Source organism: Falsiroseomonas sp. (assembly GCF_051860665.1).
In the GTDB taxonomy this organism is placed as follows: domain Bacteria; phylum Pseudomonadota; class Alphaproteobacteria; order Acetobacterales; family Acetobacteraceae; genus Falsiroseomonas.
Map to the genome: position 1 here is coordinate 269,137 of NZ_JBHYDM010000003.1, position 19,462 is coordinate 288,598.

Here is a 19,462-nt window from a genome sequence, read left to right on the forward strand (position 1 = left end):
CCATGGCGCTCGAAGGCTCCCTCATCCTGCTCGGCGTCTTCTTCGCGCTGCTCTTCCTGGGCGTGCCGATCGGCGTCTCGCTCGGCCTGGCCGGCTTCCTGGTGATCGCCATCGAGGGGCTCGGCATCATGGCCCTGCCCACCAACATCTGGACCGGCATCGCCAAATACCCGCTGCTGGCCCTGCCGATGTTCGTCCTGGCCGGCATGGTCTTCGAACGCGCGGGCGTCGCGGCGCGGCTGGTGGTCTTCGCCCAGGCCGTGGTCGGGCCGCGACGCGGGGCGCTCGCCATCGTCGCCGTGCTGGTCTGCATGGTGCTCGGCGGCATCAGCGGTTCCGGCGCCGCGGATGCCGCCGCCGTCGCCGCGGTGATGCTGCCGGCCATGCTGAAGCAAGGCTATCCGCGCGCCTATTCCGCCAGCCTGATCGCCGCCGCCGGGTCCACCGCGGTACTGATCCCGCCCTCCATCCCCTTCATCGTCTATGCGGTGATCGTGCCCGGAGTCTCCGTGCCCGCCCTGTTCCTGGGCGGCGTGGTGCCGGGACTCCTGGCCGGTCTGTCGCTGCTGGTGCCCGCCATCCTTCTGGCCCGCATCCACGGCTTCGGCATGCCGCCAGCGGAGGAACAGCGCCCGCCCCTCTGGGCCTCCTTCAAGGACGCGATCTGGGGCCTGCTCGCCCCCATCGTCATCCTGGGCGGGCTGCGCACCGGCGCCTTCACACCCACCGAAGCGGCCGTCGTCGCGGTCTTCTACGGCCTCTTCGTCGGGCTCTTCATCTACCGCGTGCTGCGCTGGGCGGACATCTACGCCACACTGCGCGACAGCGCGGAAATCAGCGCCGTGGTGCTGATGATCATCGCACTCGCCAGCATCTTCGCCCATGCCGGCAGCACCGTCGGCGCCTTCGACGCCCTGGCCCAGACCCTGGTCGGCATCACCGGCAACGAAACCATCATGCTGCTGCTGATCACCGCCTTGCTGCTGGTGGCGGGCATGCTGATCGACGCCATCTCCATCTTCCTGGTCTTCCTGCCAATCCTTCTGCCCATCGCCAAAAGCTTCAACTGGGACCTGACCTGGTTCGGCATCATCCTGACCATGAACGTCGCCATCGGCGCCTTCACACCGCCCATGGCCGTGAACCTCATGGTCACCTGCAAAGTGGCCGGCGCCTCCATGGAATCCACCATCCCCTGGGTGCTGTGGTTCGTCCTGGCCATGCTGACCGCCCTGCTGCTGGTCGCCTTCATCCCCGACCTGGCCCTGTTCCTGCCACGCGCGTTCGGGGATCTGTAGGGCTGCGCGGGTGGTTTGCAGGGGGAACGCTGTTCCCCCTGCACCCCCATGCCAGGGGCCCGGCCCCTGGACCGCGAGGACTTTGAGCAGAAATGGAGAGGGGGCTGGCGGTCCCGCTGATGACGCGGTCGGCCCGGCCCCCTCTCCATTTCTGCTCATATTCATGGGTTCAAAGGGCCAAAGCCCTTTGCGGGGAGGTGCAGGAGGGGCGGCGCCCCTCCTGCAATCATCCGCGCAACGCTTCAGACCGAGACGCTCATGTCCAGGGCCGGCTTGGCGTCGGCGGGGAGCGGGCTCTGGTAGGGCTTGCCGCCGGTGCGCTTGGCGTGGTCGGCCTTGGCCTCGGCGATCAGCTTCGGGTTCTGCAGGGCGTCGATGGCGGTGCCGGCCATGACCTTGGCGACGTGGACCATGCCCTTATGGGCGGCGGGCAGCTTGCCCTGGCCGGTGAGCTGCCAGGAGTGGAAGGGCGTGCCGATGGCGCAGGTGGCGCCGCGGGCCTGCACGGTGGGCACCTTCCAGGAGACGTCGCCGACGTCGGTGGAGCCGATCATCGGCACGCCCTTGGCATTCTCCGGCACCACCTGTTCGCAGAGCACTTCGCCGGGGCGGGGTTCGACGCCGACGCGGCGCCAGGCGGAGAGGATGTCTTCCTCCGAAAGGGTCGCCTGGAATTCGGCGGCCTTGGCGCGGTCGGCGTCGTCCCATTCCGGCGCGCCGAGCCGGTCCAGATTGGCCTGCATCGCCTTGTCCAGCGGCGCGTTGCCCATGAGGTTGGAGACGGCGGAGACGACGCGGGTGGAGACGGTGCATTCCGTCATCAGCGCGGCGCCGTCGGCGATCTTGCGCACGCGGGCGACGAGGGCGTTGAGCTCGGTCACGTTGCGGGCGCGGATCAGGTAGCGGACCTTCGCGGTGGACTGCACCACGTTGGGCGCGATGCCGCCGGCATCGAGATAGGCGTAGTGGATGCGGGCGTCGGAGGGCATGTGCTCCCGCATGTAGTTCACGCCGACATTCATCAGCTCGACGGCATCGAGTGCCGAGCGGCCGAGATGCGGCGCCGCGGCGGCGTGGCTGGCGCGGCCGATGAAGGAGAAATCGATGCGGGTATTGGCCAGCGAGATCATGTCGTCGACGCCGGCGAAGCTGGCCGGGTGCCAGGTGATGGCGATGTCGACATCGTCGAAGGCGCCGTCGCGCACCATGAAGCCCTTGGCGGCGCCGCCTTCCTCGGCGGGGCAGCCGTAGTAGCGCACGCGGCCGGGCAGGCCATTGGCCTTCAGCCAGTCCTTCACCGCGGCGGCGGCCATCAGGCTGGCGGAGCCGAGCAGGTTGTGGCCGCAGCCATGGCCGCGGGTCTCGCCGGGGACGGGGCGCGGCTCGGTCACGCCGGCTTCCTGGGACAGGCCGGGCAGTGCGTCGTATTCGCCGAGGATGGCGATGACGGGCCCGCCCTCACCGGCCTCGCCCATCACCGCGGTGGGGATGCCGGCGACATTGGTGGTGACGCGAAAGCCCTCGGCCTCGAGCATCGCCTTGTGTTCGGCGCAGCTGCGGTGTTCGTCGTAGCAGAGCTCCGGCATGCCCCAGATCTTGTCCGAGAGCTCGACATAGGGCTCGCGCCGCTGGTCGACGAGCTGCCAGATCTGTTCCGAATTCTGCATGATGGGCTCCTTGGCCAAGGCTTAGGGCGAAAGCGGGAGTATCGCCGGAAACGGCCCGCCCGGCCAGCGCGTTGCCCCCTGGCAACTGCAAGGGAGGTCCGCATGCAGATCCAGGTGAATACCCCCGATGGCGCCGGCGGCGCCGATCTGATCGCCCGGGTGGAGCAGGCGGTGGTCGAGGCGGTCGGGCGGTTCGAGGCGCATCTGACGCGCGTCGAGGTGCATCTCGGCGATGTGAACGCCCTGAAGGGCGGGGCCCAGGACAAGCGCTGCATGGTGGAGGCGCGGCCGACCGGGAAGGCGCCGATTGCCGTGTCCCATCAGGCGGAGACGGTGCCGAAGGCGATGAACGGCGCGCTCGGCAAGCTGGGGCGGGCGCTGGATACGGCGCTGGCCAGCCGCACCGACCACAAGGGCAATGCCTCGCTGCGGGACAATGAGTTCCGGTAAGGTTCCGGCCGGCTCTTAAGCCTCTGGCAAGAATCGGCAATCCGGGCCAGACTGGGCGGGCTGCGGCAGGCAAAGGCCCTGGCCCGCCTGCGCCAGGATGGCGCGGCGGCGGTACTCCAGGATGGGGGTCCGATTCCGCGCCAGAACGGCGCCCGCAGCCCGCGCCAGGATGGCGCCCCCTCCCCCAGGCCGGCCAGCCGGCACGTTTCGAAGGCGACTCCATGGATTCCCTGGCGACCATCGTGCTTGTCGTGCTGCTGCTGCTGGCGGTGGTCACCGTCGCCCAGGGCATCCGCACGGTGCCGCAGGGCCAGGTCTGGACGGTGGAGCGCTTCGGCGCCTTCACCCGGCTGCTCTCCCCGGGGCTCAACCTCATCATCCCCTTCGTGGATCGCATCGGCCACCGGCTGAATGTGCAGGAGGTGGTGCTGGACATCCCGGAGCAGTCCGTCATCACCAAGGACAATGCGACGGTGGCGGTGGATGGCATCGTCTATTACCGCGTCATGGATCCGACCAAGGCCGCCTATGCGGTGCAGGACCTGACCCAGGCGCTGGTCGCCATGGCGATGACCAATATCCGCGCCGTGATCGGCGAGATGGACCTGGACCAGACGCTGTCCTCCCGCGACCGCATCAATACCTCGCTGCTCAATATCCTGGACGGTGCCACGGATCCCTGGGGCGCCAAGGTCAGCCGGGTCGAGATCCGCAAGATCGAGCCGCCGGATACGCTGATCCGCGCCATGAACCTGCAGATGACGGCGGAGCGGGAGCGCCGCGCCAGCGTGGCCAAGGCGGAGGGCGAAAAGCAGGCCCTGGTGCTGCAGGCGGAGGGCCGTCGCGATGCCGCGCTGCGCGATGCCGAGGCGCGGGAGGCGCTGGCCCAGGCGGAGGCGAATGCGACGAAGATGGTGGCGGAGGCCGCCGCCGGCGCGGGCGCCGATGCGCTGCGCTACTTCATCGCGGACAAATACGTGAAGGCCTTCGAGGCCATGGCCGCCAACCCCTCCTCCCGCCTCGTCATCGTGCCCATGGAAAGTGCGGCGCTGGCGGGCGGCATCACCCAGGCCATGGAATTGCTGCGCGGCACCGCGCCGCCGGAGGGCGCGGCGGGTCCGAATCCGCCGCCCGGTGGCGGCCGCCTGCCGGGGGACCGACCGTGGAACCGGGCCTGATCTGGATCCTGCTCGGCCTGGTCGCGCTGGGGGCGGAGCTGCTGCTGCCGGGCGTCTATCTGCTCTGGGCCGGGATTGCCGCGATCGGCACCGGTCTGGTGCTGCTGGTCGTCACCGGTCTCGGCTTCGGGCCCATCGTCCTGGTCTTCCTGGTGCTGCTGGCGGCGGGGGTGGCGGGCTCGCTGGCCCTCCGCCGTGGCCGCAGTGCGCCGGGCCTCCGGGTGAATGCGCCGGAGGCCGGCCTGGCCGGGCGGCGCGCGGTGCTGCTCTCCGGGCCCGATGGCGCGCCGCGGGTGCGGCTGGGCGACAGCGAATGGCCGGCCCGGCTGCCGCCCGGCCTGGCGCTGCCCCCGGTCGGTGCGCCGGTGCGGGTGGAGGCGGTGGAGGGTGTGGTGCTGGTGGTGCGGCCGATCCACGACGACATCGGGCAGCCCGCCTGATGCGGCCGCTTCTGCTGGCGGCGCTGCTGCTGGTGCCGGGGCTCGCCCAGGCAGCCTCCGATCCGCTGGAGGGGGTGAACCGCCGCATCCACGGCTTCAATCGCCTGGTGCAGGCCTGGGTGCTGGACCCGGTGGTCACCGCCTATGTCACCCATGCCCCCGCCCCGGTCCGCCAGGGCATCGCCAATGCCTTCGCCAATCTGCGGGAGCCGATCACGGCCATCTCCGGCCTGGCGGCGGGGGATTTCGGCCTGGCCTGGCATGCGACGGCCCGCTTCGGCATCAATTCCAGCCTCGGGCTCGGCGGGGTGCGGGACAGCGCGGCGGAATGGGGTTTCGGGCGGCGCGTCGCCGTGCCGGCGGATGCGGCCTGCGCCTGGGGGATCCCGAGCGGGCCTTATCTGGTGCTGCCGATCCTCGGCCCCTCGACGCTCCGCGATGCCGGGGCGCTGCTGGCCAGCAGCGCCGGCCTGGCCCAGGTGCTCGGCCCGCAGCTCTTCCTGCCCTGGCGGGGCGGTGACCTGCTGGTGGAATACAGCCAGCTCTCGGGCGAGCTCGGCCGCGTCGAGGCGCAGGCGCTGGATCCCTATGCGGTCTATCGCAGCGCCTATCTGCAGCGCCGGGCCGCGCTGTGCGCCGTGGACCGGGCGGCCCAGGCTGCAAGCGAGCAGGCCGCGGAGGAAGACTGACCACGGCGCAACGAAGTCGCCTCGCCGCTCCTCTCCTGGCTTGAAGCTCCCGCGCAACCCGGCCTAGCCTTGCGGCAAGTGCCCGGGAGCAACCTGGGCGCAGAGGAGGAGAGACGATCCCATGACCCTGCTGTCCCGCCGTACCCTGCTGGCCGCCAGCGGCGCCGCGCTGACCGCGCCGCTCGCCATGCCGGCCCTCGGCCAGGGCAACTGGCCGAACCGCCCGATCCAGCTGATCGTGCCCTGGGGCGCCGGCGGTGGCACGGATGCCACGGCGCGCATCGTGGGCAGCCTGCTGGAGCGGGACCTCGGCCAGCCGGTGAATGTGGTGAATCGCACCGGCGGCTCCGGCGTGGTCGGCCATTCCGCCATCGCGACGGCGGCTCCGGATGGCTACACCATCGGCATGATCACGGTGGAAATCACCATGATGCATTGGCAGGGGCTGACCCAGCTCAATCCCGAATCCTATACGCCGCTGGCGCTGATGAATTCGGATCCGCCCGGCGTGCAGGTGGCCACCAATTCGCCCTATGCCGATATCAAGGCCCTGGCGGATGCCATCAAGGCGCGGCCGGCCGGCACCTTCAAGGCGAGCGGCACCGGCCAGGGCGGCATCTGGCACCTGGCCCTGGTCGGCTGGCTGCAGGCGATGGGGCTGAAGGGCGACCATGTGCGCTGGGTCCCCTCCAATGGCGCGGCGCCGGCGATGCAGGAACTGGCGGCGGGCGGCGTCGATATCGTCACCTGCTCGGTGCCCGAGGCGCGGGCGATGATCGATGCCGGCCGCGCCAAGTCGCTGGCGATCATGGCGCCGGAGCGCAACCCGATGTTCGCCCAGGTGCCCACCTTGAACGAGACGCTGGGCATCAACTACTCGGTCGGCGCCTGGCGCGGCATCGCGGCGCCGAAGGGTCTGCCGGCGCCGGTCGCCCAGCGCCTCGGCACGGCGCTGAAGGCGGCCTATGACAATCCGCAGTTCAAGGAGTTCATGACCAGCCGCGGCTTCGGCACGGTCTGGCAGGACGCCGCCGGCTTCGCCAGCTTCATGGCGGAGGGCGACCGCGCCATGGGCGATGCGATGCGCGGCGCGGGCCTCGCGCGCGGCTGATCTCCTGGCGCGAGGGGGCCACGGCCCCCTCGCCTGCGCCGCCTGCGGAAGGCCTGCCATGCGAATGAACGATGCCCTGCTGGGCGCGATCCTGCTCGGCTTTGCCGGTTGGGTCTGGTGGCTGACCACCTATTTCCCCGCCTTTCCCGGCCAGGACTATGGGCCGAACCTGTTCCCGCGCATCCTGGCCGCGGGCATCGGGCTTTGCGCGCTCACGCTCCTGCTGCGCGGCCTTCGGGCACGGCAGCCGCTGCTGGTGGTGGAGGGGTGGATGGCGCAGCCGGCGCGGCTGGCCTCCTTCCTGCTGATCCCCGGCGCCGCCCTGGCCTATATCCTGCTGTCCGACCCGCTCGGCTTCATCCCCACCGCCTTCCTGCTGCTGCTCGGCCTGTTCCTGTGGTTCCAGGCGCGGCCGGCGGTGGCGCTGCCGGTGGCGGCGGGCATGACGCTGCTGGTGCACTGGTTCTTCGCCGGGCTGATGCGCGTGCCGCTGCCGCGCGGCATCCTCGACAGCGTCTTGTGAGGGCCGACCGATGGACACGCTGATCCAGGCCTTCGGCATGGTCTTCGACCCCTTCGTGCTGGGGGTGATCGCGGTCTCCGCCGTCTTCGGCATGTTCGTGGGCGCCATGCCGGGGCTGACCGCCACCATGGCCACCGCGCTGCTGGTGCCCGTCACCTTCTTCATGCCGCCGGTCCCCGCGCTGGGCGCCATCGTGACGGCGACCGCCATGGCGATCTTCGCGGGCGATATCCCGGCGGCGATGCTGCGCATGCCGGGCACGCCGGCCTCCGCGGCCTATGCGGATGAATCCTACGCCATGACGCAGAAGGGGCAGTTGAACCTCTGCATGGGCGTGAACCTGGTTTTCTCCGTCGCCGGCGGGCTGATCGGCGTGGTGGTGCTGATCGCCTTCGCGCCGATGCTGGCGGAAGTCGCCATCAATTTCTCTTCCTACGAGTATTTCTGGCTGGCCTGCCTGGGCCTGACCTGCGCGGTGTTCATGTCGAACGCCGACCCCGTGAAGGGATTTCTGTCGCTGTTCTTCGGGCTGCTGCTGGCCACCGTCGGCATCGACCCGGCGGCAGGCTTCCCGCGCTTCACCTTCGACAATGTCGACCTGATGTCCGGCATCAACTTCGTCCCCACCATGATCGGCATGTTCGCGGTCAGCGAGCTGATGCGCGGCGCGGTGACGGTGGATGTGGCGGCCAAGGCGGTGACCCAGGCGGTGGGCAATATGTTCCGCGGCGTCGGCGGCGTCTTTCGTCGCTACTGGTGGAATTTCCTGCGCGGCAGCGCCATCGGCACGGCGATCGGCGCCCTGCCCGGCGCGGGCGCCGATATCGCCGCCTGGATCAGCTATGCGGTGGCCAAGCGCTTCTCCCGGGAGCCGGAGAAATTCGGCACGGGCGAGGTGGAGGGCATCGTGGATGCGACCTCGGCCAACAACTCGGCACTCGCGGCCGCCTGGATCCCGGCGCTCGTCTTCGGCATTCCGGGTGACAGCATCACCGCCATCGTCATCGGCGTGCTCTATATGAAGGGCATGAACCCCGGCCCCACGGTGTTCCAGGAAAACCCGCAGCTGATCTATGCGGTCTTCCTGATCTTCATCCTGGCCAACCTGCTGATGTTCCCGCTGGGCTGGGCCGCCATCAAGTCCGCCCGGCAGATCCTGCGGGTGCCGCGCAACCTGCTGCTGCCCGTCATCCTGCTGTTCTGCCTGGTGGGCAGCTTCGCCATGACCAACAGCCTCTATGGCGTGGTGCTGATGCTGGTGATGGGCCTGCTGGGCTGGGTGATGGAGGAGCACGGCATCCCCGTGGCGCCGCTGATCCTGGGCCTGGTGCTGGGGGAGATGCTGGAGCAGACCTTCGTGCAGTCCATGATCAAGGCGGACGGGTCCTTCCTGGAATTCTTCAGCCGCCCGATCGCCGGCACGCTGGGGGTGGCGACGCTGCTGATCTGGCTGGTGATGCTGGCGCGCGGCGTCCGGCGCGCGCCGGTGGCCGCAGCGGCATGAGGGCGCTGCGCTCGGCGGATGAGCTGGCGCAAGGCATGGAATTCGACCTCGGCGGCTTTGTTCTGCCGCGGGCGGAGGTGCTGGATTTCGCCCGGCGCTGGGACCCGCAGCCCTTCCACCTGGATGAGGAAGCGGCACGCCAGTCCGTCTTCGGCCGGCTGGTGGCCAGCGGGCTGCACACCTATTCCGCCGCCGTCGGCCACCTGATCCGCAGCGGGCTGCTGGCGGAGATCAACTTGGCCGGCGGCGGGGCGGAGCTGATCTGGCCGGCGCCGCTGGAGCCGGACCAGCCGGTGACCATGCGCCTGCAGGTGGCGGAGATACGCACCAGCCGCAGCAAGCCGGAGATGGCGGTGGCGAAGCTGCGCTACCTGGTCGCCACCGCCGCGGAAGGCCGGGTGGTGCTGGACGCGCTGGGCACCCACTTCCTCAGGCGCTGAAAACGCCAAACGGCACGGGGGTTGCCCCCCGCGCCGCCTGCTGTCGCCAATCCCGGATGGGATCAGGCGGACTTCTTCATGATCTCCTCGGCGACGTTACGCGGCACCGGGTCGTAGTGGTGGAACTGCATCGAGAAGCTGGCGCGGCCCTTGGTCATGCCGCGCAGGTTCGAGATGTAGCCGAACATTTCCTTCAGCGGCACATGCGCCCGGACGATGACCGAGGTGCCGGCCATGTCCTGGGACTGGATGACGCCGCGGCGGCGGTTCAGGTCGCCGACCACGTCGCCGACATGGTCGGACGGCGTGGTGACTTCCACGTCCATGATCGGCTCCAGGATCACCGGGCCGGCCTTCTTCATGCCCTCGCGGAAGCAGGCCTTGGCGGCGATTTCGAAGGCCAGCGCCGAGGAGTCGACGTCATGGTACTTGCCGTCCACCAGGGTGAACTTGAAGTCCACCGTCGGGAAGCCGGCCAGCACGCCGGTATCGGCCTGCACCTTGATGCCCTTTTCCACCGCCGGGATGTATTCCTTCGGCACGGAGCCGCCGGTGGTGCCGTTGACGAACTCGACGCCCTCGGTGCGCTCCTTCGGCTCGAAGACGATCTTCACCTCGGCGAACTGGCCCGAACCGCCCGACTGCTTCTTGTGGGTATAGGTCTCGGTGTGGCTCTTGGTGATCGTCTCCCGGTACGCCACCTGCGGCGCGCCGATATTCGCGTCCACGCCGTATTCGCGCATCAGGCGGTCGACGATGATCTCGAGATGCAGCTCGCCCATGCCGGAGAGGATGGTCTGGCCCGTCTCCTGGTCCGTGCGCAGGCGCAGGCTGGGGTCCTCGCCCGCCAGCTTCTGCAGGCCGAGGGTCATCTTCTCGATGCCTTCCTTGGTCTTCGGCTCGACGGAGATGTCGATGACCGGCACCGGGAAGGCCATGCGCTCCAGCACCACCGGATCGGCGGCATCGGCGAGCGTGTCACCCGTGCCGGTGTCCTTCAGCCCGACGAAGGCGGCGATGTCGCCGGCGGAGACTTCCTTGATTTCCTCGCGCTTGTCGGCGTGCATCTGGAACATGCGGCCGATGCGCTCGCGCTGGCCCTTGGTGGTGTTCATCACCATGTCGCCCTGGCGCAGCGTGCCGCGATAGACGCGCACGAAGGTCAGGTTGCCGTACTTGTCGTTGATGATCTTGAAGGCGAGGCCGGCGAAGGGCGCTTCCGGATCGGCCGGGATCACCTGGCGGTCGGCCGTCTCGTCCTGGCCTTCCTCCGGCGCCACCTTGATGCCGGGGATGTCGATCGGGCTCGGCAGGTAGTCCAGCACCGCATCCAGCAGCGGCTGCACGCCCTTGTTCTTGAAGGCGGTGCCGCAGAGCACCGGGCGGAACTCGCCGCTGATCGTGCCCTTCTTGATGCACTTCTTCAGGGTCTCGACCGAGACGTCGCCCTTGTCGAAATATTCCTCCATCGCCGTCTCGTCGATGCCGACGGCGGTGTCGACCAGCTTCTGGCGGTACTCGGCCGCCTTCTCCTTCAGGTCGTCAGGAATCTCCTGGTATTCGTACTGCGCGCCGAGCTCGTCACCCTTCCAGATGATGGCCTTCATCTCGACCAGGTCGACGACGCCGATGAAGGTGTCCTCGATGCCGATCGGCAGCTGCAGGGTGACCCAGTTGATGCCCAGCTTCTCGGTCAGCGTCTCCGCGGCGCGATAGAAATCGGCGCCCGTGCGGTCCAGCTTGTTGATGAAGATGATGCGCGGGACGTTGTAGCGGTCGGCCAGGCGCCAGTTCGTCTCGGACTGCGGCTGCACGCCGGCCACGCCCTCGATGATGAAGATGGCGCCGTCGAGCACGCGCAGCGACCGGTTGACCTCGATATTGAAGTCGATGTGGCCGGGGGTGTCGATGACGTTGATGCGGTGATCCTTCCAGATCGCCGTCACGGCGGCGGAGGTGATGGTGATCCCCCGCTCGCGCTCCTGCGCCATGTAGTCCGTCGTGGTGTTGCCGTCATGGACCTCACCGATGCGGTGGGACTTGCCGGTGTAGTACAGGATCCGCTCTGTCGTGGTGGTCTTACCGGCATCGATATGCGCGGTGATGCCGATGTTGCGGATCAGGGCCAGTTCAGTGCGCGCCACGATGGGTCTCCATAGGCGAAAGCGGGTCCGACCGCGGGCTTCCGCCCGTTGCCGCCCGCGCAATGATTCGAGTATCGTCTTCTCGCGGCGGGACATGCCCTCTCCCCGCGGGTTTTGCAAGCGTCCGCGCGCGGATCGGGCGGGGCCCGGGCCGCGGGTCGCCCGGGAGGGAGCCCTCCAGGTCACCCTATGTCACGAAAGCCTGCGGTGAAACCGCGGCGGTGCATGCTAGTTTAGGGGTCATGAACACCCCGGCCCATATCGCCGCCATCCGCTTCGGGCTCGGCCTTCGGCTCGGCGAAGCCCCGCCGGCGCAGCCCGAGGCCTGGCTGCTGCAGCAGATCGACCGCCCCGCCGCGCCGCCCGAGGGCGCGAGCCTGGCCCAGGCGCTGGAGGTGCGCGGCGCGGATCTCGCCGCCCGCCGCGCGCGGGACCCGGTGGGCGACCCGGTGCAGACCCGCGCCGCAGTGGCCGCGCTGCTGCGGACCGAGACCCTGGCCTGGGCCAACCGACGCCTGACCGCCGAGCAGCCCTTCCGGGAAAGGCTGGTCGATTTCTGGATGAATCATTTCACCGTCAGCCGCCGCTCCGGCAGCCTCGCGCTGCTGATCGGCAGCTATGAGCGGGATGCCATCCGCCCGCATGTCACCGGCCGCTTCGCCGATATGGTGCTGGCGGTGGCACGCCACCCGGCCATGCTGATCTACCTGGACAATGCCGGCTCCCTCGGCCCGAACAGCCCCGGCGGCCGCCGCAGCCGCCGCGGGCTGAACGAGAACCTGGCGCGGGAGATGCTGGAGTTGCACACCCTGTCGCCCGCCGGCGGCTATACCCAGAGCGATGTGCAGGAGCTGGCCAAGATCCTGACCGGCTGGTCCTTCGAGGGGACGCGCGAGCCCTACGGCTTCGTCTTCCGCGGCAACAATCACGAGCCGGGCGAGAAGCGCCTGCTGGGCCGCCGCTTCGGGCATGGCGAGGCGGCGGGCGAGGAGGCGATCCGCTTCCTGGCGGAACATCCGGCCACCTGGCGCCACCTGGCGGTGAAGCTGGCGCGGCATTTCGTGGCGGACCAGCCCCCGCCCGCCGCCGTCACCGCGCTGGAACGCACGCTGCGGGAGACCAAGGGCGACCTTGCCGCCACCGCCCGCACCCTGGTCGCCCTGCCCCAGGCCTGGGACCCGCCGCTCGGCAAGTTCCGGGCGCCGCAGGACTATACCATTGCCGCCTGCCGGGCGCTCGGCCTGCCGGAGGCGCAGGCGCGGCTGCTGCTGAATGGCATGAACAGCCTGTCCCAGCCGCTCTGGACCGCGCAGCAGCCGATCGGCTGGGCCGATGTGGCGGCGGAATGGGCGACGCCGGAGGCGCTGATGCGCCGGGTGGACTGGGCCTTCACCCTGGCCGGGCGGATGGAGCGGCTGGAGCCCGGTGCGGTGGCGGAGGCCGCCCTCGGCCCCCTCGCCCGCGCCGAGACCGTCACCGAGATGCGTCGCGCCGGATCGGTGCGCGACGCGCTGACCCTGCTGCTCGGCAGCCCGGAGTTCATGCACCGATGAGCGCACCCCACGCCTCCTTCAACATCGGCCGGCGCGGCCTGCTGCTCGGCCTCGGCGCCACCTTCGTGGCCGGCCGGGCGCGGCTTGCCTTCGGCCAGGCGCCGGGCGACCGCCGGCTGGTCGTCATCCTGCTGCGCGGGGCGCTGGATGGGCTTTTCGTGGTGCAGCCCTATGGCGACCCCGCCCTGAAGGGGCTGCGGGAGCGGCTGGCGCTGCCGGAGCCGGGCCGAAGGGACGGCGAACAGGAGGGGCTGCTCGACCTCGGCGGCACCTTCGGGCTGCATCCGGCGCTGGCGAACCTGCATGGGATGTTCACGGCCAACGAGGCGACCGTGCTGCATGCGGTGGCCGGCCCCTATCGCAGCCGCAGCCATTTCGAGGCGCAGGACCTGCTGGAATCCGGCAGCGGCCAGCGCATGGCCAGCGGCTGGCTGAACCGGGCCCTGCAGGCGCTGCCGGCCGGGCAGCAGGCCCGCACCGGGCTCGCCATCGGAACCGGCGTGCCGCTGCTGCTGCGCGGGCCGGTGCCGGTCGGCGCCTATGCCCCGCCGGGGCTGGATCGCCCGGCGCCGGAGCTGATGTACCGCCTGGCCGCGCTGCAGCAGGCCGATCCCCTGACCGGCCCCGCCTTCGCCGAGGGCATGCGCGCCCGCGGCTTCGTGGCCCAGACGCTCGGCACGCCGGAGCGGGAGCGGGTGACCTTCGCGACGCTCGCCGGCACCGCCGGGCGGCTGCTGGCCGAGGCGGGCGGACCCCGCGTGGCGGCCCTGGAACTGGGGGGCTGGGACACGCATGCGCAGCAGATGGGCCGCATCATGGGCCCGCTGCGCGCGCTGGATGAGGGGCTCGCCCAGCTGAAGGAAGGCCTCGGCGCCGAATGGGCCAGAACCGCCGTGCTGGTGGTGACGGAATTCGGCCGTACCGCGCGGGTGAACGGCAACCAGGGCACGGACCACGGCACCGGTGGCGTCGCCTTCCTGGCCGGTGGCGCCGTCACCGGCGGGCGGGTGGTGGCCGATTGGCCTGGGCTGGCGGAGGACAAGCTCTTCGAGAACCGGGACCTGCAGCCCACCCAGGACCTGCGCAGCATCGCCAAGGGCCTGCTGCGAGACCATCTGCGGCTGCCCGAGGCCGCGGTGGCGCAGGCCTTTCCGGGCAGCAGCGAGGCGCCGGCCATGCGGGGCCTGGTGCGCGCCTGACGCCGCGCAACCGCCGCCGCGCGGGCGGCGTTGCAACCGGGAACAGGACAGGACCTTCCCGGATGGCCGAACGTTTCCCGATCTATCGCTACGAGACGCAGCACGAGGACGGCACGGTGGAGCCGCGCTATTCCTTCGCCCCCATGGAAGGCGTCGGCTATGCCGGCCGGGGCAGCGCCACCAGCGCCGGGAATGCGGATACCCCGGCCACCAAGGCGCGGCCGGCCGGTCATATCGAGGCGCCGGCGGGCTCGCAGATCGTCAATGTCGAGCCGCCGACGCTGGAGGTGCCGAGCCGCGGCAAGGTGGATGTCTCGGCCGTGATCGGCGTGACGGAGGGCGAGACCTCCGCGCCCAGTGACGTGGTGCGCTGGCGCCCGGCGGGCTGATCCAACTGGACAAGGCGGGCGCGGCGGGTCACATGCCGCGCCCATGCCAGAGGCCTCCCCACCCCCCCCGCTGCGGACCGGGGATTTCGACTTCGACCTGCCGGAGCGCCTGATCGCCCAGGCGCCGGCACGCCCGCGCGATGCCGCGCGGCTGCTGGTGGTGCGGCCGGAGGGGTTTTCGGACCAGGGCGTGCTGGACCTGCCGAAGCTGCTGGAGCCCGGCGACGTGCTGGTGGTGAACGATACCCGCGTCATCCCGGCCCGCCTCCGTGCCCGCCGCGGCGAGGCGCGCATCGAGATCATGCTGAACCGCGCCGAGGGCGGCGGGCTGTGGCAGGCGCTGGTGCGCAATGCCCGCCGGCTGCGCCTGGGCGATGTGGTGGAGATCGAGGGCGCGCCGGGCTGCACGGCGCGCGTGGTGGAGCGCCACGAAGGCGGCTCCGCCCTCTTCGACTTCGGCCCGGACCAGGCGGCGCTGGCCGCGGCGCTGGAACAGGCGGGCGAGATCCCCCTGCCCCCCTATATCCAGCGCGAGGCCGGGCCTGGCGCCGAGGATGCGGCGGACTACCAGACCATTTTTGCCCGTCATCCCGGCGCCGTGGCGGCCCCCACGGCCAGCCTGCACTTCACCGAACGGCTTCTGGCGGCGCTCGATGCGCGCGGCATCGCCCGCGTGCCGGTGACGCTGCATGTCGGCGCCGGCACCTTCCTGCCGGTGCGGGACGAGGATCCGCGCGCGCACCGCATCCACCAGGAATGGTGCGAGATGCCGGAGGCTTCGGCCGACGCCATCAACGCCGCGCGCGCCGCCGGACGGCGCGTGGTGGCGGTGGGCACCACGGCGCTGCGCACGCTGGAAAGTGCGGCGGCTGAGGATGGCACGGTGGCGCCCTTCCGCGGCCTGACCGGCATCTACATCCTGCCCGGCTATCGGTTCCGGGCGGCGGATGCGCTGCTGACAAATTTCCACCTGCCGAAATCGACGCTGCTGATGCTGGTCTCCGCCTTCTGCGGCACGCGCCGCATGCGCGCCGCCTATGCGCATGCCATCGGCCAAGAGTATCGCTTCTTCTCCTACGGCGACGGCAGCCTGCTGTTCCGCTGCGACCAGGATTTTTGCCCGTGACCCTGCATTGGAAGATGGCGGCGCGCGATGGGGCGGCGCGGGCTGGCGTGCTGCATACGGCGCATGGCGAGGTGCCGACGCCCGTCTTCATGCCGGTCGGCACCGCCGGGACGGTGAAGGCGATGACGGCCGATTCCGTGCGCGCGACGGGTGCGCGCATGGTCTTGGGCAATACCTACCACCTGATGCTGCGGCCGGGGGCGGAGCGCGTGGCGCGGCTCGGCGGGCTGCACAGGATGATGGACTGGCACGGGCCGATCCTGACGGATTCCGGCGGCTTCCAGGTGATGTCGCTCTCTGGATTGCGGAAGCTCGACCAGGACGGCGTGACCTTCCAGAGCCATATCGATGGCTCCAGGCACCGCATCACGCCCGAGCGCAGCGTCGAGATCCAGCACCTGCTCGGCGCCGACGTCACCATGTGCTTCGACGAATGCACGCCCTTCCCGGCGACCGAGGAGCAGGCGGCAGAGAGCATGCGCCTGTCAATGCGCTGGGCCGCGCGCTCCCGCCAGGCTTTTGTCGCACGCGACGGCCATGGGCTGTTCGGCATCGTCCAGGGCAGCGTCTTCGAAAATCTGCGGCGCGAGAGCGTCGCCGCGCTGACCGCCATCGGCTTCGAGGGCTATGCCATCGGCGGCCTCGCCGTGGGCGAGGGCCAGCCGGAAATGCTGCGCGTGCTGGACTTCACCGCGCCCCTGTTGCCGCAGGATGCACCCCGCTACCTGATGGGCGTCGGCACGCCGTCGGACCTCATCGAATCCGTCCGTCGCGGCGTCGATATGTTCGACTGCGTGATCCCGACGCGCTCGGGCCGCACCGGCCGCGCCTATACCAGCCGCGGCGTGCTGAATATGCGCAATGCGAAGCATGCGGAGGATACGCGCCCGCTGGACCCGGATTGCGACTGCCCCGCCTGCCGGAACCATTCCCGCGCCTATCTGCACCACCTGATCAAGGCCGAGGAGATGCTCGGCCCGATGCTGCTGACCTGGCACAATATCCGCTACTACCAGACGCTGATGACGCGGCTGCGCACTGCCATCCTCGAAGGGCGCTTCGAGGCGGAGGCGGCGGCGATCGAGGCGGGCTGGGCGGAAGGCGAGACAGGCTGAGCCGGGCTCAGCCGATCAGGGCATGGTCCGCGAGGAGCATGGCCGGCGGGGCGTCATCGTCGCGGATCAGGCCCAGGAACAGATCCTCCCCGAGCGTCGCGCCGCGCACGCCGGACAGCGCCAGCGCGAAGGCCTCGTCGCCCTCCGCCGCACCATCGCGCAGCACGCGCATCTTGATGGTCTGCTCGGTGACGCCGGGCGCGAAGACCAGCCGGCCGGAGGGCAGCACGCTGCCGAGGAAATCGGCCGCATCGGCGCCGAGGCCGATGCCCTGCCAGTCAAGCTGCACCGTGCCGCGCAGATCGCCCTCCCGCACCACCTGCCAGGAATAGACGCTGACGCCGGCACCGGTGCCCTCCGCACCCTCGTCGCGCACCGCCACCACGCGCAGGTTCGAGAGGGCAAAGTCGTCGTTGCGGATCACGCCGGTGGCCTGCCCCCCGACAAGGCCGGCGCCGACAGGGTTCTCCAGACTCACCGTGAAGGTCTCGTCGGCCTCGACCTGGTTGTCCCGCTGCACCCTGAGCTTCACGATCTTCTCGGATTCCCCGGCGGCGAAGGTCAGTGTCCTGCTCCGGCCGTAGTAGGCCAGCTCCTCCGCATCGCCCACCCCGGCGGGATTCTCGCCGCTGCCGGAGGCACGCCAGGTGACGCTGCTGACGCCCGAGAGATCACCCTCGCGGCGCACCAGGAAGCTGAACACGGCCACGCCGTCACCGGTACCCTCGGCGCGGTCGTCGACGATCCCCTCGATCGTGAGCCAGGTAGGGCCCCGATCGTCGTTGCGGATCACGCTGCGCACCGCGTCGTAGACGATCGCCGCGCCGGTTGGATTGACCAGGCGCAGGACGAAATCCTCGTCGATCTCCGCCGCGTCGTCGCGCAGCACATTCACCTCGATGGTCTTGCTGGCCTCACCGGGCGCGAAGACCAGCGTGCCGGAGGGCAGCACGCCGCCCAGGAAATCGTCCGTATCGACACGCATGCCGACGAAGGTGTCGATCCCCCAGTCGATCCGGCTTTCACCGGACAGGTCGCCGCTGCGCGTCACCAGATAGGTGAAGACCGTCACCCCGGGCCCCGTGCCCTCGTCCTGCTCGGTCACCTCCGCGCTCAGCGACACTGCAGGCCCATCGTCGTCGCGGATGGTGCCGAGCGCGCTGCCCTGCGGCCCGGCGGAGGGGCCGGTGAGCGAAACCAGGAACTGCTCATCCGCCTCCGCCTGGTTGTCCATGAACACCCGGATGGTGATCGTCACCTCCGCCACGCCGGGCGCCATCCAGCCCGAGCCGGATCGGCTCCAGCCGGGGATATCGATCTCGTTGATCGGGTTCGTGCCGGTGCCACTGACAACCCAGCCGAAGCTGCTGCCTTCGGACAGGTCGCCGCTGCGGGTCACGCGATAGGTGAAGGCGGTATAGTCCAGCGGAACACCGTCCGGGTCGACCTGCCCCGCATCGGCATCCTCGGCCCGGTCGTCCAGGATGCCGCTGATCGACAGCAAGGGTGCAAGTTGGTCATCGTTGCGGATGACGCCGTAGACGACGGGCGATGGCCGGTCGACCCTCAGGCCGAAGCCCTCGTCGTATTCCGGTTCCGCGTCGCGCAGGACCCGGACCTTGATGATCGCGCTGGTCTCCCCTGCCGCGAAATGCACCACGCCCCGAGGCATGACACCGCCGAGGAAATCCTCCCCCGTGGCCGCCTGCAGCCCCGGCTCCGCCGCCGAACCGAATGTTTCCCAGGTCACGCTACAGGGGGCGGAGACATCGCCGATGCGGGTGACCAGGTAGCTGAAGACCGCGACACCATCGCCGGTGCCTTCCTCCCGATCCGACAGCAGTGGCGTGACCGTCACCGCGAAGTCGTCATTGCGGATGACCGCCGCGGCCCGGCCCTGCACGACCTTGGCCTGCTCCGGATTCACCAGCACCACGGCGAAGCCCTCATCGGGCTCGATCACCGAATCACGCAGGACGCGCACCTTGATCAGGGCCTCGCTCTCGCCCGGTGCAAAGCTGAGCCATCCCCCATAGGTCCCACTCCGGAAGTCGTATTGGGTGGCGGGGTTTTCGCCATCACCCACCAGCTGCCAGCCGACGCTGCTCGCGCCGGACAGGTCGCCGCTCCGGGTCACCAGGAAGGTGTAGAGCGAGTAGCCATCGGCGGAGGTGCCTTCGCCTCGGTCGACGATCTGTCCGGTCAGCACCAGGCCCGGCAGGGGGGAATCGTCATCCGCGATGATGGCTGTGGCGGAAGCGGTCTCACCTTCGCCGCTCAGGGTCAGGGTGAAGCCCTTGGAGGGGCCGATCTCCGCATTGCCCAGGATGGGGATGGTCAGTTCCGTCGTCTCGCCCGCCACCAGCCTGATCGCGCCGATCGGCATGCCGGTGGTGGGGTGGCGCGGGCCGCCGGCGAAATCGCCCGGCACGGCAGGCTCCGTCGGCTCCGCCTCCGTCCCCGCGACGCTCCAGAGGAACCAGGCCGCGGTATCCGCGGGCCCGGACCAGGTGACGAGGAAGGTGTAGGGCGTGCCCGGCTCCTCGCCCTCCGGCAGGGGGGTGGCGGGTCCGGAAAGGGTGAGAAGCGCCATGGCCCGAGATTAACGAATACTTGCGGGCCGGGAACGGTCGCGC

17 protein-coding genes are annotated in these 19,462 nt (G+C 70.0%); 14 read left to right on the forward strand and 3 right to left on the reverse strand.

Annotation, left to right across the window (positions count from 1 at the left end; translation table 11 throughout):
* The first annotated feature begins 2 nt into the window (after positions 1-2).
* Complete coding sequence (locus ACTIF1_RS04720) at positions 3-1,298, forward strand: TRAP transporter large permease (RefSeq protein WP_439595225.1); 1,296 nt, start codon at positions 3-5, stop codon at positions 1,296-1,298.
* 242 nt (positions 1,299-1,540) lie between these two features.
* Here ACTIF1_RS04720 and ACTIF1_RS04725 read toward each other — a convergent pair whose 3' ends face one another.
* Positions 1,541-2,965 carry a M20 family metallopeptidase gene (locus ACTIF1_RS04725; protein WP_439595226.1) on the reverse strand — a complete coding sequence of 475 codons (1,425 nt, stop codon included), beginning with the start codon at positions 2,963-2,965 and terminating at the stop codon, positions 1,541-1,543.
* Between the two features lie 102 nt (positions 2,966-3,067).
* On the opposite strand from ACTIF1_RS04725, the gene ACTIF1_RS04730 reads away from it, so the two are divergent.
* The 8 genes from ACTIF1_RS04730 (at position 3,068) to ACTIF1_RS04765 (ending at position 9,300) form a co-directional block, all read left to right on the forward strand.
* Complete coding sequence (locus tag ACTIF1_RS04730) at positions 3,068-3,415, forward strand: hypothetical protein (RefSeq protein WP_439595227.1); 348 nt, start codon at positions 3,068-3,070, stop codon at positions 3,413-3,415.
* A 221-nt stretch (positions 3,416-3,636) separates the two neighbouring features.
* A complete protein-coding gene (locus tag ACTIF1_RS04735) occupies positions 3,637-4,593 on the forward strand; it encodes an SPFH domain-containing protein (protein ID WP_439595228.1) in 957 nt (318 codons plus the stop codon).
* Positions 4,578-5,033, forward strand: coding sequence for an NfeD family protein (locus ACTIF1_RS04740; RefSeq protein ID WP_439595229.1), 456 nt, complete (start codon positions 4,578-4,580; stop codon positions 5,031-5,033). The genes ACTIF1_RS04735 and ACTIF1_RS04740 overlap by 16 nt, the downstream gene beginning before the upstream one ends.
* A complete protein-coding gene (locus ACTIF1_RS04745; protein WP_439595230.1) occupies positions 5,033-5,722 on the forward strand; it encodes an MlaA family lipoprotein in 690 nt (229 codons plus the stop codon). The genes ACTIF1_RS04740 and ACTIF1_RS04745 overlap by 1 nt, the downstream gene beginning before the upstream one ends.
* Positions 5,723-5,843: 121 nt before the next feature.
* A complete protein-coding gene (locus ACTIF1_RS04750; RefSeq protein WP_439595231.1) occupies positions 5,844-6,833 on the forward strand; it encodes a Bug family tripartite tricarboxylate transporter substrate binding protein in 990 nt (329 codons plus the stop codon).
* Positions 6,834-6,891: 58 nt separating this feature from the next.
* A complete protein-coding gene (locus ACTIF1_RS04755; protein ID WP_439595232.1) occupies positions 6,892-7,356 on the forward strand; it encodes a tripartite tricarboxylate transporter TctB family protein in 465 nt (154 codons plus the stop codon).
* Positions 7,357-7,366: 10 nt separating this feature from the next.
* Positions 7,367-8,860, forward strand: a complete 1,494-nt coding sequence (locus ACTIF1_RS04760) for a tripartite tricarboxylate transporter permease (RefSeq protein ID WP_439595233.1) — start codon at positions 7,367-7,369, stop codon at positions 8,858-8,860.
* Entirely contained in the window at positions 8,857-9,300 is a 444-nt protein-coding gene (locus tag ACTIF1_RS04765) for a MaoC/PaaZ C-terminal domain-containing protein (RefSeq protein WP_439595234.1), read from the forward strand. Before ACTIF1_RS04760 ends, ACTIF1_RS04765 begins: the two co-directional genes overlap by 4 nt.
* Before the next feature lie 62 nt (positions 9,301-9,362).
* Here ACTIF1_RS04765 and fusA read toward each other — a convergent pair whose 3' ends face one another.
* Positions 9,363-11,444 (reverse strand): elongation factor G, encoded by a 2,082-nt coding sequence (gene fusA, locus ACTIF1_RS04770; RefSeq protein ID WP_439595235.1) that lies wholly within the window; start codon positions 11,442-11,444, stop codon positions 9,363-9,365.
* 242 nt (positions 11,445-11,686) lie between these two features.
* On the opposite strand from fusA, the gene ACTIF1_RS04775 reads away from it, so the two are divergent.
* From ACTIF1_RS04775 to tgt, 5 genes are all read left to right on the forward strand, one after another.
* A complete protein-coding gene (locus ACTIF1_RS04775; RefSeq protein ID WP_439595236.1) occupies positions 11,687-12,997 on the forward strand; it encodes a DUF1800 domain-containing protein in 1,311 nt (436 codons plus the stop codon).
* Positions 12,994-14,196, forward strand: coding sequence for a DUF1501 domain-containing protein (locus tag ACTIF1_RS04780; protein WP_439595237.1), 1,203 nt, complete (start codon positions 12,994-12,996; stop codon positions 14,194-14,196). Before ACTIF1_RS04775 ends, ACTIF1_RS04780 begins: the two co-directional genes overlap by 4 nt.
* Positions 14,197-14,258: 62 nt before the next feature.
* Positions 14,259-14,585 carry a hypothetical protein gene (locus ACTIF1_RS04785; protein WP_439595238.1) on the forward strand — a complete coding sequence of 109 codons (327 nt, stop codon included), beginning with the start codon at positions 14,259-14,261 and terminating at the stop codon, positions 14,583-14,585.
* 43 nt (positions 14,586-14,628) lie between these two features.
* Positions 14,629-15,711 carry a tRNA preQ1(34) S-adenosylmethionine ribosyltransferase-isomerase QueA gene (queA, locus tag ACTIF1_RS04790; protein WP_439595239.1) on the forward strand — a complete coding sequence of 361 codons (1,083 nt, stop codon included), beginning with the start codon at positions 14,629-14,631 and terminating at the stop codon, positions 15,709-15,711.
* Entirely contained in the window at positions 15,702-16,826 is a 1,125-nt protein-coding gene (tgt, locus tag ACTIF1_RS04795) for a tRNA guanosine(34) transglycosylase Tgt (RefSeq protein ID WP_439595240.1), read from the forward strand. The genes queA and tgt overlap by 10 nt, the downstream gene beginning before the upstream one ends.
* 7 nt (positions 16,827-16,833) lie before the next feature.
* Here tgt and ACTIF1_RS04800 read toward each other — a convergent pair whose 3' ends face one another.
* Positions 16,834-19,419, reverse strand: a complete 2,586-nt coding sequence (locus tag ACTIF1_RS04800; RefSeq protein ID WP_439595241.1) for a Calx-beta domain-containing protein — start codon at positions 19,417-19,419, stop codon at positions 16,834-16,836.
* Positions 19,420-19,462: the final 43 nt, after the last annotated feature.

What these genes read in the sequence shown, in the direction of transcription:
- ACTIF1_RS04720 (WP_439595225.1), top strand. Translation starts at nt 3, where the DNA reads ATGGCGCTCGAAGGCTCCCTCATCCTGCTCGGCGTCTTCTTCGCGCTG.
- ACTIF1_RS04725 (WP_439595226.1), bottom strand. Translation starts at nt 2,965, where the DNA reads ATGCAGAATTCGGAACAGATCTGGCAGCTCGTCGACCAGCGGCGCGAG.
- ACTIF1_RS04730 (WP_439595227.1), top strand. Translation starts at nt 3,068, where the DNA reads ATGCAGATCCAGGTGAATACCCCCGATGGCGCCGGCGGCGCCGATCTG.
- ACTIF1_RS04735 (WP_439595228.1), top strand. Translation starts at nt 3,637, where the DNA reads ATGGATTCCCTGGCGACCATCGTGCTTGTCGTGCTGCTGCTGCTGGCG.
- ACTIF1_RS04745 (WP_439595230.1), top strand. Translation starts at nt 5,033, where the DNA reads ATGCGGCCGCTTCTGCTGGCGGCGCTGCTGCTGGTGCCGGGGCTCGCC.
- ACTIF1_RS04750 (WP_439595231.1), top strand. Translation starts at nt 5,844, where the DNA reads ATGACCCTGCTGTCCCGCCGTACCCTGCTGGCCGCCAGCGGCGCCGCG.
- ACTIF1_RS04755 (WP_439595232.1), top strand. Translation starts at nt 6,892, where the DNA reads ATGCGAATGAACGATGCCCTGCTGGGCGCGATCCTGCTCGGCTTTGCC.
- ACTIF1_RS04760 (WP_439595233.1), top strand. Translation starts at nt 7,367, where the DNA reads ATGGACACGCTGATCCAGGCCTTCGGCATGGTCTTCGACCCCTTCGTG.
- ACTIF1_RS04765 (WP_439595234.1), top strand. Translation starts at nt 8,857, where the DNA reads ATGAGGGCGCTGCGCTCGGCGGATGAGCTGGCGCAAGGCATGGAATTC.
- ACTIF1_RS04775 (WP_439595236.1), top strand. Translation starts at nt 11,687, where the DNA reads ATGAACACCCCGGCCCATATCGCCGCCATCCGCTTCGGGCTCGGCCTT.
- ACTIF1_RS04780 (WP_439595237.1), top strand. Translation starts at nt 12,994, where the DNA reads ATGAGCGCACCCCACGCCTCCTTCAACATCGGCCGGCGCGGCCTGCTG.
- ACTIF1_RS04785 (WP_439595238.1), top strand. Translation starts at nt 14,259, where the DNA reads ATGGCCGAACGTTTCCCGATCTATCGCTACGAGACGCAGCACGAGGAC.
- queA (WP_439595239.1), top strand. Translation starts at nt 14,629, where the DNA reads ATGCCAGAGGCCTCCCCACCCCCCCCGCTGCGGACCGGGGATTTCGAC.
- ACTIF1_RS04800 (WP_439595241.1), bottom strand. Translation starts at nt 19,419, where the DNA reads ATGGCGCTTCTCACCCTTTCCGGACCCGCCACCCCCCTGCCGGAGGGC.